This is a genomic window from Nocardia terrae, assembly GCF_009760405.1.
Classification (GTDB): domain Bacteria; phylum Actinomycetota; class Actinomycetes; order Mycobacteriales; family Mycobacteriaceae; genus Nocardia; species Nocardia terrae.
In genome coordinates this window covers 309,659-324,879 of sequence record NZ_WRPP01000002.1, presented here as the reverse complement: position 1 = coordinate 324,879, position 15,221 = coordinate 309,659, and the positions used below count along the sequence as shown (strand labels likewise).

Sequence of the window (15,221 nt, the reverse complement as noted above, 5' to 3'; positions counted from 1 at the left end):
TCTCCCGGTGTCCACGTTTGCAGGCGGGACATGGCCTTTCGAACCACCGTTCGGGCGATGTCCGTGACGAAGCACCACCATCCATAGTGATCACTGCAGCATCGGGGAGCAGGCAATGGCCGAGGAACTCGACGACATCGGCCGCGAAACAGCGGCGATGATGAGGCAAATGTTGCAGCTGGCGACACTTGTCGCGCTGCGAACCCGGGAACGTGGCCAGAAGGAAGCGGAAGCCCGCGTCAAGGTGACCGAGGCCCGGCAGAAGGAAGCACGGCAACTCGTGCTGCGCGAGGCCGCGGACGCCAAGGCGAAGGACCCGCGCAATCTCGAACTCGCTCGGATGATCGAGAAGCCCACGCTCGAAAAGGGTGTCTCCCTGGAGAAAGACCGCTTCGCGGCCCAGGCGGAGGCGACCCGGATGGCTGCCACCCAGGCCGCCGCGAGCAAGGGACTGGTCCGCCACGATTCCGTCGAACGCCGCCAGGCTCTGGCACAGCATCTGCACCGCATGGGCATCTCGCCCGAGTTGGCTTCCGTGCGAATGCTTCTGGAGGTCGGGCAGGCGCAGTCGGCCGCCGAGGCGGCACGGGTGCGCGATCAGGAAGCGGCGGTCGCGCAGCGACGGGCACGGGAGTTGGATGCGCGGGCCCGCGAACGCGAGCCCGTTGTACGAACCATCAGCTAGTCACTCCGGTTCGCCGGAACAGCCTGTGGCGGATCGGATTCCGATCCGCCACGTTCCGTCAGAGCGGGAATTCGCCCAGTGACGGATTGCTGAACAGACCCTGCTGGGGAGACTTCAGCGGCAGCGGTGTCAGCATGTCCTTGTGCCCGTTGCGCACACTGCAGTACTTGAACGGACCCTTGGGGTCGAACAGCTTCGCCATGTGCGGGTCGGCGTGGTCGAGGAACCAGATGCTGAGTCCGGTCTTGCCGTCGTGGCGATAGTGTTCCCAGGCCCGCCACATGGCGTCCAGCCGCGCGACCGCCTCGGCGTGCTTCCACCATTCCGGGCACCAGACGGTATCGCTGATGTCGGTCACCTGACGCCGGTACACGAGGCTGAGGTAGTTCTCCACGAACTCGACCACACTGCCGTACACCATGGGTTGTTGCTGCGGTTCGGTCACAGCGGCTTAGCCTCCTCGATCGTTCCGGATTCGTCGTATGTCGGCGTCGACTTCTCGAACGGCACCCGCTCGCCGATCAGGTCGTCGATCCGGGTCTTGCGGTACGGCGCCGGCTCGTGGGCTTCGATCGATTCCCTGACCGCATCGGAGAAGTCGCCCTCCCACCAGGGCACGGACTTGACCAGCACCGCCGGTGTGGCCGAGGAGAACACGATGGCGCGGCCGCGCGGCAGGGTCGCCAGGCCGTGTACATTGAAGGTCTTCGAGGAGCCGAGCGACCTCGAATAGCTCTTGCCGCCTTTGGATTCCGAGACCGACGACGAGATGCTGTCGTACTCGCCGATCGCCTCGACGCGCTCCTGCAGGAACCTGACGTCATCGACGCCGCTGCCGAGCACCTTGATGTTCGAGGCGGCCCACAGCGCCTCCATACCCTCGGCGCCCCAGCAGCGCACGCCCTGCGCCCAGGACTGCAGCACCGTCATCACCACGATGCCCCGCGACCCGAAGTGGCTGTAGTGCCTGGGCAGATCCTTCCAGCGCACCACGTTCGCGGCCTCGTCCAGCACCGCCAGCAGTGGCACGGGCAGCCTGCCGCGCGGTGACTGCGCCGCCTTGCGGATCGCGATATCGATCACGGCCTCGATGAAGGCGCTCACGAGCGGACCGGCGGTTCCGCGGCCTTCGAGCGAGAGGCAGTACAGGGTGCCGTTGCTGGTGATGAATTCCTCTTCGTCGAACTGCGGACCGCTGCCGGGGGTGATCCAGGGCTGCATGTTGGACAGCTTGATGCTGTTGATCATCTTCTTGGCGGTGCCGAAGATGCCGCTGATGGTGCGCGGGTCGGTGTTGTACTGCTGGGCGAGACCCGAGGCCACGAAGTGGTATCCGCCCCGGAATTCCGAAGGGATGTCGAACCTTTCGGTGTGCCGCAGGATCTCGATCGGTTCGGTGTCGAGCGGGTTGGTCACCCAATCCCAGACCTGGGTGATCCACCGCCCGGCCACCGCCGCCGCCAGGAACAGGGCGGCCAGCAGCTCCTCGGCCTCCTGATCGAAATAGGTGTCGCCCTTGGAGTCCGAGCCCAGGACGTAATCGCCGCCGTCGGCGAAGTGCCCGGCCAGGCTCGCCGCGCGCGCGTCGTAGCCGGGCCGGCGCGGATTCACCCAGGCCAGCGGATCCCAGAACCAGCTCGGCGGTTCACCGGCGACGCCCTGGGGGTCGAAAACCCAGACGGGACTGCCCTTTCGCTGTCGCACGTCGCGGGTGGCGTCGACGACATCGCGCTTGTTGGAGGTCACGAGGACCGGCCCGACCGCCGAGAGGATGGCGGGAATCACCCGGGAGGTGGTCTTGCCCTGGCGAGGACCCCAGATATCGACGTGCAGATCCTCGTAGGAACCGTAGAGCGTCACACCGTCGGCCACCGAGACGCCGATCGGGACGCCGGGCACGATCGGGTCACCCGGTCGCATCAGCGAACCCGGAATGTAGGGAGCGCCCCGGAATCCGTCGCGCTCCAGCGGCACGCCGATCTGCTCGGCCTTCTCCATCACACCGGCCGCGGTGAGCGACTTGATGGCGTCGCCGCTGCCCATGTGGTCGGCCTTGTCGTCGACCGCTAGTCGTCCCTTGCTCGCGTTGGCCTTCTGCCGCCGCTTCCACAGCTGCCAGGCGAGCGCGGCCAGCACGATCGCGATCACGATGACGGTCGCCGGGGCGGGCCAGCGCAGTGTGCCCTTGACCATGTTGACCGCGATGGAGATCGGGTTGATCGGCATCTGCTGGCGGGGGCTGGAGAGCAGGTTGCCCAATTGGACAGCCACCCACAGGGTTCCGAAGATCGCGAAACCCGCGTAGATGAGGTGCAGTTGAGTGTCGGGGCCCGGGTCCGCCGGGTCCTTCACCGGTGCTTTCGCCATCTCTATCCTCCTGGGATGACCTGTAAGTCGTTAGCGCTCAACGAAACTCGTCCAGCAACCAGCCACCGGTAGCGCCGCGCACGACGGTGGCGACGACCGTGGCCGGGGGTAGCGCCTCACGCTTGCCGTCCGGGTAGACGACCGTCTGCTCGATGCCGATCTTGTACTGCTGCCGGTTCGGGTCCGTGCCCGCGGGGGCCTTCTCTCCGGACGCGAACGCGAATGCCTCGACGTGCGCGCCGGCCTTGGCCCAGTCGGTCCAGCGCAGTGACGGTCTCGGCGTTTCCACGCTGGTGGATGGGGTATCCAGTGTACGGATCAGGCTGGGACCCAGGTACTTCCGGGCCCGGCGGAGTGCGTCTCCCTCGGACTCGGTGGCGGGGTACCAGGTGTAGATCTGCTGCAGTGCCGTGACCGCCACGCCGTCGGGAGTGGTGGGGTCGGGGGCCGGGGCAACCTCGAGCAACCGGGTGGTGGACGTGGGTGGTTGCGCGGCGGTCGATTTCGATCCGCCACTGGTCGAGCCGCCGCCACACGCGGTGGCCAGCATCGCCACGGACAGCACAACCATCACCACCTGCGAAGGGCCTCCCTTCCAGGCTAGTCGGTGGCGCACGATCGCGCGGCTCATGTGCCTCGCTTGGCGTCGTGGAGGGTTTCCACCAGCGACCGGTTCATCTCGGCCGCGGCCGCCAGCTGCTGCTGCAGCAGGGCGACCTTGCGGCGCAACGCGATAGCGTCCATGCGTTCCAGGCCGGGGCTCTCCGCGGCTCGCACCCAGTTGCGCACCGAATTGGTGTGCACGCCGATCTGGTCGGCGACCACCCGGCAGGCCTCGGATTCCGAGCGCAGCTTGCCGGTGAGGGCGATGACCTGTTCGACGGCGGCCTGACGGACCTCCGGCGAGACTCTTCGATACGACCGGTGCGGCATCATGCGGCGCTCCCCTCATCCGAGCCGCGGCTCGCCGTGCTCTCGGTGAATTCGCTGAAACGCTGGTTGGTGTCGTGGATTCCGCTCTCACGTTCGGACGGCGTGAACTCCATGTGGAACGGGATTCCGGGCCGGCGGTCCTCACCGATCTTGAGCAGGAACTTGCCGGTGCCGGGCGCGGGCGGACGGGTCTGGCCCGGTTTCAGCGCCTCGCCGGTGAGCGCCTGCGGCGCGGACCAACTGGTCACCATCTCCTCCTCGGCGGACGTGAAGGGCACGGTGGAATCCAGGCGGGCGATCTCCTCGGCCGGGAGCGCGCCGAAGATCTTGGCGCGGGCGCGTTCCAGGAAGCCGAGCGCCTTGGCGATGGCGGCCTCCGAGCCCAGCGCCTGCAGGTCCTTGATGGTGTGGCTGATCATGATCAGCGAGGTGGCGATGCCGCGCTGCAGTCGGGTGAGCTCGTCGACGCGGTCGACCATGAAGTCGCCCAGGCCCAGCACCTGCCACAGCTCGTCCATGACCACCTGGAAGTAGCGCTGCGGGCCCAGATCCGCGTCGGCGAGCACGTGCGCGGCCTCGACGGAGGCGAAACCGTCGGCCCAGCAGGCCAGCATGACGGCGGCCTTGAGTTTCTTGTCGCCGGTGGGGATGTGGGAGACGTCGATGCAGACGGCGGTGGCGTTGGTGTCGATCGGCGTCGTGGTCTGGCCGTTGAAGACCGCGCCGAACGGGCCCTGGGTCAGAGCGCGCAGCGAGCGGCGCAGCCCCTTGATGGCCTCGTGGTATTCGTCCGGGTTGTCCGCTCCCGCATCGAGTTGCAGTTCGTCGCCGCCCGCGACCACCACTTCGAGGAGGTCCTCGATGATGGGCGGCTGCTCCGGGCTGAAGGCGCTGCCCTCACGGTAGAGAATCCGCAGTGCCGTCGAGATGAGCGTCTCCTCGAAGTCGCGCACCCGCGCCCCGCGCACCAGCTCCACCAGACCGGCCACCAGAGTCACCTGGCGAGCACGCATTTCCTGCATCACCTGGGTCTGCAGTTCGGGGAACCCGCTCAGCATCGGCACGATCGAGCCCAGCACACCGGCGGCCAGCGGATTGAGTTTGCCGTGCCCGTAACCCAGATCGATGACCTGGCCGCCGACCAGTTCCACCAGCTTGCGGTAGTCGGGTTTGACGTCGGCCAGCACCAGCGGCGTGATGCCCTGCGCCACACCGCCGAGCACGATGCGGCGCACCAGCGAGGACTTGCCGAAACCGTTGAGGCCCAGCACGAAAAGGCTCGGCGCGGTGATGAAGCTGCCCCGCATGAACCAGTTCATCGGGTCGAAGCACACCGGCGCGCCCGTGTGCAGATGCGATCCCAGCGGCGTGCCGATCAGCGGCGCGCCCGCGCCCACCGACCACGGCCACAACCCCGCGACCTGCGCGGTGGTGGCCCGGTACTCCACCGGCCGCCCGACCACGTTCATCCGCCCGCCGCCCGCGCCGATGTACCCGCGGTCGGTGAGTTGCGCTGTGGTGCGGTCGAATTCGTCGAAGCTCCCGTACTCCATCCGCTCCGCGCGCGCCGCGAAATTCCGCCGCCGCAGATCATCGGTGTGCAGCCGGAACGTGGCCCACGCCGCCTTGATCCCGTTCCCCTCGCGCGCGGTGACCTCGAGCTTGGCCCGCGTCGAATCGTCGAGCAGCTTCGGCCCCGACTGCTTCTGCTTGGCCGCCGCCTTGCGCGCCGCGGCCCGTTTGGCCGCCGCCTCCCGCTCGGCCTGCTCGACGACCTTGTCCCGCTTCCCCTTCCGCCCACTCCCCCGCACCCGCTCGGTACCGGCGGGCCGCTCCCCGCGCGCGGGCCGATTCCGCACCGGCCGCTCCCCCGATTCGCCCTCGGGCCGCGCCGAACGCGTCCGCGCCGGCGCTCCGGAGCGCCCGCCCAGGTGCACCCGATCCGGGTCCGTGGTCCGTCCCTCGAATCCCTTGCCGCGCCGAGGTTCCCGCTCTGCCGCGCCGCGCTCCGCGCGCCCGGGTTCGCCGTCCGGGCGACCCCGTTCGCGCCTACGCTCGGACGAGTCCGCACGCCGCTCGGCCGGTTCGTCAGCGGTAGCCTCGCGACTGCGCTTGCGCCCCATACGATCCCCCTCGGTTCGTTCGGGTCCACGGGCGCGGCCGCGCTCCTGCGAGTCCGCCTCCCCTTCCCGCACTCCGCCCGACCGCGCCACCGCGCCGTCGCGACCGGATCGCCCGTTCCGCGGACGTTCCGACCGCTCGGTACCGCGTGCGGTCGGCTCACCCACCGGACCCGCGGCCGAGGCACGCAGCGCGGCGGCCGAATCGGCTTCGCGCACAACCAGTTCACGCCCGGTCGACCCGGCTGCCGTGCCGGACAATCCGGATGTGAAAGAGCTCGGCGTCCCCGCTTCGCCCGCGCCGTCGGCCGGTTCGAGCGCGGGCAGGGCCGGACGCTTGCGGCGCACCGGTGAACTTCCCGCCTCCGCGCTTGTCTGCCCGGACGATTCGCGACCGGTCGGTTTTTCACGCTCCGAGCCGGGTGCCGGCGCGGCCTCCGAGCTCGCGCGACTCGACGCCGCCTCCCCAGGCTCTCCTCGCTGTCGGCCCGATGGTGAATCACCCTGGCGCACAGCGTGACCAGCGGCCTCCCGCGCCGAGTCCCGATCGGTCAGTTCCTGGTGTCCGTCCGCCTCCCGCACACCGGCCCCGGCGACCGACGTACTCCGTTGCCGCACGGCATAATCGTCACGCTCCGACCCGTTCCCAGTCCGACCGGTCGGTTCAGCGGCTGCGGCCGGACTTTGCCCGGTCGCCGCGGCACCCGTTTCCCGACCGCCGGCACGCGCACCCCGCTCCGCGCGCGACACGTCGCCCGACGATGCCGAATCCTGTTGGCGCTCAGCCGAAGCAGTGCGCTCGGAATCGACCTGGGACCGATAGCCTTCGAGTTCACCGGATGCCGCACCATACTGCTGCGCGGTGCGTGTCGTGCGCCCGCCGACCGGCTCTCCCGGCGCGGCCGACGCGAAGAGGGATCGCTCATCGGACGTCGCGTTCTCCCGGCGCGCGGCCTCGGTCGCATCACCCGGGGGGAACTCCCTGCCCATCTCCGAGCCGCGCGCCGAGCGTGCGGTTTCCCCTGCGGACGCCGCGATCTCGGGCCGTTGCTCACGGCCGTCACCCGGCTGCCCGGTCTCACCTGCCTGCTCGGCGAACTCCGCGGAGTAGTCGATCGGGGTGTCGCGGCGGAGCATGCGGCGGTCCGGGAGGGTGCCGCGGCGCGGGCGGTGTTCGTCGCGCATGACCCGGGAGGGGGGCGGCGCGTAGAACTCCGTGTCGTCGCGGCGGTCGGGGTCGGGGTCGCGGCGGGAGCCGCGCCGGGTGGGGGCGGCGGCTTCGCGGTCGCGGACCGAGGGATCGATGTCACGTGGCATGGGTTACCCCGCAAGCGCTTTCGGAATGGTGGCGTGTTCGGGGAGGATCACCCCGCAGCCGAGGGACGCCGCGAACGCGGCCGCTTGGTAGCGGTAGCAGCGGCGGATCTTGAGGCGGGCCTGGGTGGAGAGATCCCGGGTGATCGCCTCGATGCGGGGCAGGTCGCCGCGCAGGGGTTCGGTGATGGTGACCAGGGCGCCGAAGCGGGTGACGCCGTGGCCGCGGGCCTGTTCCTCGCGCGCCTGCTGGGTGGCGCCCACGCGCAGGGTGGCGGCGGCGGAGACGACGCCGCGCTCGGATTGCTGTGCCACCAGGGCGTTCTTGTAGTCGTCGTCCACGATCTGGGCGGCGTCGCCGGCCGAGTGCGGGCGGTAGACGATGGTGATGCGCTTGCGCGGCACCTCCGGGTTGGGGGCGAGCAGGCGCTGCAGCACGCGCTCGTCCACCGCGCCCTCCGGGGCGGTGTCCATCTCCCAGGTGACCGAGCGGCCGCCGTCGTGGATGAAGTGGTCCCAGCGCTCCTCGTGCGAGACCGGGCCCGCGTCGGCCCAATCCAGGCCGTGCCCACCGGGTTCGCCCGCGGCCACCTCGAGGTCGGCCTGCGCGGCCGGGTCGTAGCTGCGGCGGATGAAGGAGATGATCTCCTCGGCGGCCATGGGCTGGGCGCGCACGCCCGCCTCGGCCAGCGCCGCGCAGATACCCGGCAGGCGACGCCCGATCTCGACCGCCTCCTCCGCCGGATTCTTGCGCCGCTCAGCGGTTGTCGCCTTGAAGGTGATCGCCACCCGCGGCAGCAGCTGCACCCGTTCCTGCGGCAGTTCGGTGGCCAGCTCGTACATGACCTGCTGCGCCAGATCGGGGGCCTCGGGCCGGGTGATGGTGGAAACCTCGGTGAGCAAACGGTTTCCGGTCTCGGGCACGGTGTCGATGACCGGCACCACCGCCACGATGTCGGAGGTCTGGCCCAGCGAGGCCAGGAAGGTGCCCCACGCCCCGACCCAGCGGTCGATGACCGGCTGGTCGACAGCCTCGTGGCCCTGCGGCCAAGCCCGCAGAACCACTGTGTACTGGGCGAATTGCGGTAGGTGGATCATGCCGAAGCTGTAGCCGCCCGCGTCGATGCCCTCGTAGAGCCGCGACGGGGCCATCAGCCCGGGCAGCCGGGTGACGCCGCCGGGAATCCGGGAGAAGCGCCCGCCCCGGTACACGTGCTCGCCCTTGGAACGGCCACGCAACCAATGGAACATCATCAATCCGTTCTCGTAGCCGGAGCGGCCCCCGGTCCGCCATACCAGTGGAACCATCACGACCAGGCCGACGCCCGCCACCACGGCGGCGGGTTTCGGGCCCGCCACCAGCGCCGTCAGCAGCGCGGTGATCACGACGGCGAAGCCGACCACGGTCTCGCCCCAGCGCAGGCCGAAAAGGCCGGCGCTGCGGGGCTTCTGCCACAGTCCGTACGAGCGGCGCTCGTAGGTCTCGGTCATCGTCATCGCGGAATGGTGCTCCTGCCGAGGTCGGGTGAACGGTTGACCCAGCGGTCACCGGCCACGTCACCCGCGGTGTTCTCGGCCTTGCCGAGCGAGGCGGTCGCGGCCCGGACCTGGGCGACACGGTTGGCCACGCGGGACGCGCCTGACGGTACTGCGCCACCGCCGCCTTGCGCGGCAGGACTCGCGGCGTTGGGGGCGGCGCCGCCACCGCCGCCGGGCCTGGGTTGCGGTGTCGGACGGGGCAGCCCGCCGCCACCGGGTCCGCCCGGTCCGCCCGGACGGCCGGGCCGCCCGCCGCGTCCGGCATACCCGGGCGCACCGGAGACCGCGCGCGGGGCCACCGCCCGCGAACCGACCGCGCCCAGCGCCGCGATACCGACCAGGGTGCCGGTGGTGGCGGCCAGACCCGAACCGCCGGAACCGACGATGGCGACCTCACCGGCGGTGGCCAGGCGCATGAGGGCGGGCAGCACGAACGCCACGCTGCCCAGCAGCACGATGGCGACCAGCATGCGCTGGGCCTCGTCGGCGTCGGGCAGGGTGGTGGTGCCGGTACGAGCATCGGTCGCGCCGGCCGTGGTGAAGGCGATCATGTAGACGATCGCCGCGACCGGCTTGTAGAGCATGAAGGCGATAATCCAGCGGATCAGCTTGCTGTAGGAGGAGCGGCCGATGCCGGTGCCCGATCCGGCCGCCGCCAGCGGCAGCACGCCCGCCGCCACCACGAGCATGCCCTGACGTACGATGGCCAGCACGATCTGGGCCAGCGCGCCGAGCAGGCCGACGATGGCGATGATGAGCACCAGACCGGGCGAGAAGGCTTGCAGCTTGGTGGTTTTCACCATCAGCTCGGCCATGTCCTTGGCATTGCCGCCGGTGGAGTCGTTGATGATCCACTCGGAGAACTTGTCCGAGGCCTGGGTGGCCGCCACGATCACCGCGCCGAGCATCCAGGAGCTGAAGACCACGCGCGCGAACATCCAGAACGAATCGGTGGCCTCACTGACCGCGGCTCCCCGTCTCGCCTGCGCGAGTTTGAGACCGGTCAGGATCACCGACACCATTAAGAGGAGTATCTGCGCCTGATACGTATAGTCGTTGATCTTCGTGAACAACGTGCCCGCGTCACTGACCCGGTCGTTGGGCAGCTTCATCCAGAACGTCAGCGCCAGGATCAACGCCTCGCCCAGACCGTTCATCAGTGAATCCACCACCTTGCCGAAGGTGGAGTCCCATGCCTTGTCCCGCACGGTGGCGGCGGCATCGCCCGGATGGGTCGCGACATTGCTGGCCTTGCAGGCCGCCGACGCGGCGTCACCCAGCGACAGACCCGGCACGCCCAGACCGTCGAGGGAGTCGTGTAATTCGTTGCAGGCCTGGTCGTACCCGTAGGTCTGGCCGTAGGCCACCGTCGGTGTCGCGATCATGACGGTGAATACGACCGCGAGAATCGTGACGAGCCGCCTCAGCATGTGGTCCACCTTTCGATGGGTCGCGATGCCATGTCTGTCGATATGTGCGCCGTGGTCACCATCGGGTCCACCCCGCCAGCGAATCCACGTATTCGGTTTGTGCGGTCTTCGAGCTGGACGGCTTGAGCCGCCAGTCGCCGGCGTCCCACACCATGATCAGCCGCACGGCCGCCCACAGCTGCCGGTTGTCGACCACCGGCCCGCGCGCGGCCAGCCGCACGATGGCCATGTCGTCGGCGTAGTTCTCGATCTGGAAGGCGTCGGGCGCCACCAGATACCGGGTCACCTTCTCCGGCTGCTGTTTCGGCAGTCGCTGATCGGCCAGCGCCTGGTCGTAGGCGGTGAGCTGCTCGGCGGGCACGCGGACCTGCCGCACGTACAGCTCCCGGTCGGCCGGGCGGGCATTGAGCCGGTAGGTGATCTGCGCGGAGGCCAGCGCGGCCCCCTGCGGGGTGTGCGAATAGCCGACGGCCAGGCCGTTTTCCAGGCGAGCGGGACCGTCGGAGGTGGAGAAGGGCACCGACGCGCCGTAGACGCGCTGCCAGCCGTGCGGGTCGGCGAGACCCTGGGGCGCGGCGGTCAGCCAATCGGTGTCGGTGGTCTTGCGCTGCTTGGACGGATCCTGCGGCAGCGGTTGCCCGTCGGTGTTGTTGGGGATGTCGACGCGGCGGCCGAACAGATCCACCTCGGGCGAGGCGAATCCGGTCACGCCGGTCTCCGAAGAGGTCACCGGGGCGGTCCCGTCGTCCTTGGCGCTCGGCTTGGACGAACCGTGGCCGAAGTAGACCACCAGGCCGGCGACGATGATCACCGCGACCAGGGCGGCCGAGGCGATGACACCGAACGAGACGCGGTCGCGCTCGGGCGACTCCTTCTCGCTCATCGCTTCGCCTCCACGGTGTCGGTTACCAGAGTGTGTGTGACAGTGGACAATTCAGCTGCCCGTATCCCTCAGGTCGGGAGCAGGGCCAGCGCGATTCCGCTGGCCGAGGTCGCCATGATCGCGCCCAGCAGGCTCATCACCACCCCGTGCGTCGCGTCGTTGGCGGCCAGGTCGTCGCGGAAGGCGTACCAGAGCCGCCCCGCCGCCAGGATCATCCAGGCCAGGCAGAACAGCAGTACGCACCACAGCAGCCAGTCGATGAGCTGCATGAGCGGCCGGATCACATCCGACGGCATCTGCTTGTAGGCCAGGATGGCCACCGCCGTGGACATTAGGTGATCACAGCGTTCATGATCGTGCCCGCGCTCGTGGCGATGATCCCTCCGATCATCGCCCCGGCCACCATCTTCGGCGACTCCAAACCGCCTCCCGTCCATTTCTCCCAGGCGAAGCGACCACCGGCGTAGGTGATGCCCAGGACTCCCGACAACAGCACGAACCAGGTGAAGTACCGAACCAATTTCAGCAATTTGTCCGACGCGGGCGGCGCCTCCGGGGTCGGGTTCCCGACCTGGGCGAGGAGCTGCCCGTACGCGTCGTGTACGGCCAATAGCATGCTCATTGTCTTTCCTTCTCCAAAAGCGAACTGCTAGCGAAACTTTCGCCTATATCGGCACCAACTTCGGGTTCGACGTTCATGATCACTCGTCCGCCTCCGGATCAGTGGAGCGGGGGGCGTCCATGGCGTCCTGTACGGCGGCCAGGATGCTCGAACCGAGCTCCCGCACCTCCGTCGTAATCTCTTCCAGCGGATCGGATTTGCGTTTACGTTGCTGCGGGACCGGGTCGCCCGGTGACCACACCGGCAGCTTCTCGGCCTCCACGAGCGTCCATTCCTCGTGCCAGGGCAGCTGCCACACCTGTCCGGCCAGCGAACCGACCACATCGCGGTAGCGGCGGATCTCGGCCGGAATCCGGCCCGGGCGCGCGGCCACCGTGATCAGGCCGAGCACCTCGCTCGGGCCCGCGAGCCCGGCGTGATGCTGGCGCAGCAGGTCGTGGGCGCGGGTCAGGCCCGGAATCGTCTCGCGTGCCACCAGCACCACGAACGGGGATTCCCGGTCGAAGACGCCGGGCCAGCGGCGGTACGAATCCGCCGCGGGCGCAAGCACATGCGCGAGGGTCGTCGTGCCCGCGCCGCCGTGCACGCCGAGCAGCCACACCAGGGGTGCGCGGCCGCCGCCGGGTACGGGTCGGTCCCAGATCGGTGCGCGTCGTGATTCCGGCGGCGGCACCACACCGGCCGCTCCGGCGGCCCCCGAATCGATGCTCCGGGCGGAGGGTCGATGTTCCTTCATGGCTGCGGTCATGATGCCACTCCAGCAAGCAGGCGGCGATACGCGCGGCGTGTCTCGGCGGCCAGGTTGCTGTGCCGCACCAACTCTCCGCGTGCGAGGTGTGGGTCATAGGGTATCTCGACGATCTCGTTGACCCAGCCGTCCAGATGCTCCCGCAAATGCTCAGCGATCCGAGAATCGCTGCCTGGCAACTGATGTGACACGACAATCGTGGTATCGCCGACAATCCCGTCACCCTGGCCCTCGCCCTGGCCGCCGAACTGGTCGTCGAGCCACTCGAGGGTGACGCGCAGCCGGTTGGCCGCGTCCACGCGCGCCGGAATCGCCAGCACCAGTGCGATATCGGCGTCCTCGAGCAGCGGGCGCAGGTGACGGCTGGCGATCGGGTTGCCGCCGTCGTACACCGGGGTGTAGCTCGTCTCGCCCAGCGCGCGGGCCACGGTGAGGTAGGTGGCGCGCCGGCGCAGGGGCGCGGGATCGCGCCACAGCAGCCCGATTCCGGAGGTCGCGCGGGACAGGCATTCCTTGAGCGGCGCGGCCTCGTCGTCGCCGCGGCCGTAGAGCCAGGCCTGCAGGCTGATCGGGCTCAGGTGCTCGTCGGCCCCGCGCAGCGCCAGATCGCTGCCCGCGAAAGTGCCGTCCACGGCCACGGTTTGGGCGCCCGCGGCGCTCATCTCCCCCGCGATGCCGAGGGCCGTGGTGGTGGTGCCCGCGCCACCGCAGCCACCCACCACCAGGATCGGCCGCGGCGCGGGACCGGCGTCACCGCCGTCGCCGCGACGCTTGCGCAAGCGCACCACCGGAGCCTTGGAACGCGCGGCACGGCCCGGCGATTCACCCTCTTCGGGCACCTCGTCGAGCCAGCGGCTCCAGTCCTGATCCATTGTCTCCGCTCTCCTCGTTATCCGGCCGGAACGCTGACGGCGGGTCCATGGTCGCCGATGATCGCGGTGGCCGTCATTTCGTTGTACGCCGCCACGACGGCGATCGGGCCGGAACCGGGTCCGCCTTCAGGTGTGCCGGTGGATTGCGCAGTGCCGCCATGGGAATTCAGCACATATAGAGCAACCCCACCGGCAATGGCTAGCAAAACAATGGCAACAATCAGGAAGCCGAAGGCGAAAAGGCGTCGGCGCGTGCTGGGCTCGGGCCGGGCCGGTTTTTCCTCGTCGAGAGCGTCCAGCAGTTCGGAGGCCCGATCGGAGCGGGCAGCGCCGGTTTCGTCACTGTCGGAGGGGAATTCGACGACTGTGCTGCCGCGGTAGCGCACCGGCGGTGTGTAGGAATCGGTCTCGCCGCGCTCGCCCACCCAATCCGACCAGGCCCCGTCGAAGTGATTGCGCCGCAGCACCGATTCGGGCACGGGCGGGATGTCGAGCTCGGGCTCGACGTCCTGGATGTAGTGCGGGAAGCGGGCCGGACCCCCCTCGTCGTCGAAAGCCGGTTCGTTCTCGGGCTGTTCGGGGGCGGACGTTCGGTCATCAGGGTCCAGAGCGGGGTACCAGCGCGACTGTTTTTTGTACGACTTCAACATTCCCGGTACGGGCACGTCGCTCGGCATCGTCTGACCCTCTCGGCGGTCGGTCGTGGCGGACGGTCTGTTGTCGTCTGTTGTCACTGGTGGCCGCAGAACGGTCCCGATCGGAAATTCTCTCGCATGAACAGGATTCCAACGACTCGACGCGCCGGACGACACTCCTCTGAATCCGCGCGCGCGTGCGAGTAGCAGGGTTCGCGCCATCACGTGAACGCCACGCCGACGGGGCGGTCTTCCCAGACGATGGAGCAGAATCTACATTAACAAGACCAAGAATTTTGGAGGTTTTGTGAAGACTGCTGACATCGCCGCGGTAGTGACCGGTGGCGCTTCGGGACTCGGCCTGGCCACCGTGCGTGAACTGCACTCGGCCGGCGCGAAGGTCGTTATCCTCGATCTTCCCTCGTCCGAAGGCAAGGCCATCGCCGAGGAACTCGGTGAGCGCGTGGTGTTCTCGCCCGGCGACGTGACCAGCGAGGAGGATGTGACCGCCGCGCTGGACGCCGCGCAGGCGCTGGGAACGCTGCGAATCGCGGTGAACTGCGCGGGAATCGGCAATGCCGTGAAGACGGTCGGCAAGCAGGGCGCGTTCCCGCTGGACGCCTTCAAGAAGATCATCAACGTTAATCTGATCGGAACGTTCAACGTCATCCGCCTGGCCGCCGAACGCATCTCGGCGACCGAGGAGGCCGACGGCGAGCGCGGCGTCATCGTCAACACCGCTTCGGTGGCGGCATTCGACGGACAGATCGGGCAGGCCGCCTACTCGGCCTCCAAGGGCGGCATCGTCGGCCTGACCCTGCCGGTCGCGCGCGACCTGGCGTCGTACAAGATCCGCGTGATGACCATCGCGCCGGGCCTGTTCCACACCCCGCTGTTCGCGACCCTGCCGCAGCAGGCCATCGACGCGCTCGGCGCCCAGGTCCCCCACCCCTCCCGCCTGGGCGACCCGACCGAGTACGCCGCTCTGGTCCGCCACATCGTGGAGAACCCGATGCTCAACGGTGAGGTTATCCGCCTCGACGGCGCGATCCGCATGGCGCCCCGGTAATCAA

The 15,221-nt window shown here is 69.0% G+C and carries 15 protein-coding genes; 2 read left to right on the top strand and 13 right to left on the bottom strand.

Annotated features, from left to right (window positions below):
• Nucleotides 1-115 precede the first annotated feature (115 nt).
• Nucleotides 116-685: a hypothetical protein gene (locus GPX89_RS11290; protein ID WP_157387455.1), complete on the top strand. Its 570-nt coding sequence runs from the start codon at nt 116-118 to the stop codon at nt 683-685.
• A 58-nt stretch (nt 686-743) separates the two neighbouring features.
• On the opposite strand, the gene GPX89_RS11285 is transcribed toward GPX89_RS11290, so the two are convergent.
• From GPX89_RS11285 to GPX89_RS11225, 13 genes are all read right to left on the bottom strand, one after another.
• The gene (locus tag GPX89_RS11285) at nt 744-1,130 is read right to left on the bottom strand and encodes a DUF4913 domain-containing protein (protein ID WP_328601715.1); all 387 of its coding nucleotides are present in this window, start codon (nt 1,128-1,130) and stop codon (nt 744-746) included.
• Nucleotides 1,127-3,052, bottom strand: coding sequence for a type IV secretory system conjugative DNA transfer family protein (locus GPX89_RS11280; protein WP_157387454.1), 1,926 nt, complete (start codon nt 3,050-3,052; stop codon nt 1,127-1,129). The genes GPX89_RS11285 and GPX89_RS11280 overlap by 4 nt, the downstream gene beginning before the upstream one ends.
• A gap of 37 nt (nt 3,053-3,089) precedes the next feature.
• A complete protein-coding gene (locus tag GPX89_RS11275) occupies nt 3,090-3,623 on the bottom strand; it encodes a hypothetical protein (RefSeq protein WP_157388126.1) in 534 nt (177 codons plus the stop codon).
• Nucleotides 3,624-3,679: 56 nt separating this feature from the next.
• Entirely contained in the window at nt 3,680-3,988 is a 309-nt protein-coding gene (locus GPX89_RS11270) for a transposase (protein WP_157387453.1), read from the bottom strand.
• The gene (locus GPX89_RS44485) at nt 3,985-7,422 is read right to left on the bottom strand and encodes a hypothetical protein (protein ID WP_235947075.1); all 3,438 of its coding nucleotides are present in this window, start codon (nt 7,420-7,422) and stop codon (nt 3,985-3,987) included. Before GPX89_RS44485 ends, GPX89_RS11270 begins: the two co-directional genes overlap by 4 nt.
• Nucleotides 7,423-7,425: 3 nt before the next feature.
• Complete coding sequence (locus tag GPX89_RS11260) at nt 7,426-8,916, bottom strand: SCO6880 family protein (RefSeq protein ID WP_157387452.1); 1,491 nt, start codon at nt 8,914-8,916, stop codon at nt 7,426-7,428.
• Nucleotides 8,913-10,388: a hypothetical protein gene (locus GPX89_RS11255; protein WP_157387451.1), complete on the bottom strand. Its 1,476-nt coding sequence runs from the start codon at nt 10,386-10,388 to the stop codon at nt 8,913-8,915. The genes GPX89_RS11260 and GPX89_RS11255 overlap by 4 nt, the downstream gene beginning before the upstream one ends.
• Nucleotides 10,389-10,443: 55 nt before the next feature.
• Entirely contained in the window at nt 10,444-11,271 is an 828-nt protein-coding gene (locus tag GPX89_RS11250) for a hypothetical protein (RefSeq protein ID WP_157387450.1), read from the bottom strand.
• A gap of 68 nt (nt 11,272-11,339) precedes the next feature.
• Entirely contained in the window at nt 11,340-11,603 is a 264-nt protein-coding gene (locus GPX89_RS11245) for a hypothetical protein (protein WP_157387449.1), read from the bottom strand.
• The gene (locus GPX89_RS11240) at nt 11,603-11,893 is read right to left on the bottom strand and encodes a hypothetical protein (RefSeq protein ID WP_157387448.1); all 291 of its coding nucleotides are present in this window, start codon (nt 11,891-11,893) and stop codon (nt 11,603-11,605) included. Before GPX89_RS11240 ends, GPX89_RS11245 begins: the two co-directional genes overlap by 1 nt.
• Nucleotides 11,894-11,972: 79 nt before the next feature.
• Complete coding sequence (locus GPX89_RS11235) at nt 11,973-12,641, bottom strand: hypothetical protein (RefSeq protein WP_407939374.1); 669 nt, start codon at nt 12,639-12,641, stop codon at nt 11,973-11,975.
• On the bottom strand, nt 12,638-13,513 hold the full coding sequence (locus GPX89_RS11230) for a MinD/ParA family ATP-binding protein (RefSeq protein WP_157387447.1): 876 nt from the start codon (nt 13,511-13,513) through the stop codon (nt 12,638-12,640). Before GPX89_RS11230 ends, GPX89_RS11235 begins: the two co-directional genes overlap by 4 nt.
• A 17-nt stretch (nt 13,514-13,530) precedes the next feature.
• Complete coding sequence (locus GPX89_RS11225; RefSeq protein ID WP_157387446.1) at nt 13,531-14,190, bottom strand: hypothetical protein; 660 nt, start codon at nt 14,188-14,190, stop codon at nt 13,531-13,533.
• Between the two features lie 265 nt (nt 14,191-14,455).
• Here GPX89_RS11225 and GPX89_RS11220 point away from each other — a divergent pair, with 265 nt between their 5' ends.
• Entirely contained in the window at nt 14,456-15,217 is a 762-nt protein-coding gene (locus tag GPX89_RS11220; protein WP_328601714.1) for a 3-hydroxyacyl-CoA dehydrogenase, read from the top strand.
• Nucleotides 15,218-15,221: the final 4 nt, after the last annotated feature.

Bases quoted from the DNA above. Each gene is read 5' to 3' on its own strand.
- GPX89_RS11290 (WP_157387455.1), top strand. From the start codon at position 116: ATGGCCGAGGAACTCGACGACATCGGCCGCGAAACAGCGGCGATGATG.
- GPX89_RS11280 (WP_157387454.1), bottom strand. From the start codon at position 3,052: ATGGCGAAAGCACCGGTGAAGGACCCGGCGGACCCGGGCCCCGACACT.
- GPX89_RS11275 (WP_157388126.1), bottom strand. From the start codon at position 3,623: ATGGTTGTGCTGTCCGTGGCGATGCTGGCCACCGCGTGTGGCGGCGGC.
- GPX89_RS11270 (WP_157387453.1), bottom strand. From the start codon at position 3,988: ATGATGCCGCACCGGTCGTATCGAAGAGTCTCGCCGGAGGTCCGTCAG.
- GPX89_RS44485 (WP_235947075.1), bottom strand. From the start codon at position 7,422: ATGCCACGTGACATCGATCCCTCGGTCCGCGACCGCGAAGCCGCCGCC.
- GPX89_RS11260 (WP_157387452.1), bottom strand. From the start codon at position 8,916: ATGACGATGACCGAGACCTACGAGCGCCGCTCGTACGGACTGTGGCAG.
- GPX89_RS11255 (WP_157387451.1), bottom strand. From the start codon at position 10,388: ATGCTGAGGCGGCTCGTCACGATTCTCGCGGTCGTATTCACCGTCATG.
- GPX89_RS11250 (WP_157387450.1), bottom strand. From the start codon at position 11,271: ATGAGCGAGAAGGAGTCGCCCGAGCGCGACCGCGTCTCGTTCGGTGTC.
- GPX89_RS11245 (WP_157387449.1), bottom strand. From the start codon at position 11,603: ATGTCCACGGCGGTGGCCATCCTGGCCTACAAGCAGATGCCGTCGGAT.
- GPX89_RS11240 (WP_157387448.1), bottom strand. From the start codon at position 11,893: ATGAGCATGCTATTGGCCGTACACGACGCGTACGGGCAGCTCCTCGCC.
- GPX89_RS11235 (WP_407939374.1), bottom strand. From the start codon at position 12,641: ATGACCGCAGCCATGAAGGAACATCGACCCTCCGCCCGGAGCATCGAT.
- GPX89_RS11230 (WP_157387447.1), bottom strand. From the start codon at position 13,513: ATGGATCAGGACTGGAGCCGCTGGCTCGACGAGGTGCCCGAAGAGGGT.
- GPX89_RS11225 (WP_157387446.1), bottom strand. From the start codon at position 14,190: ATGCCGAGCGACGTGCCCGTACCGGGAATGTTGAAGTCGTACAAAAAA.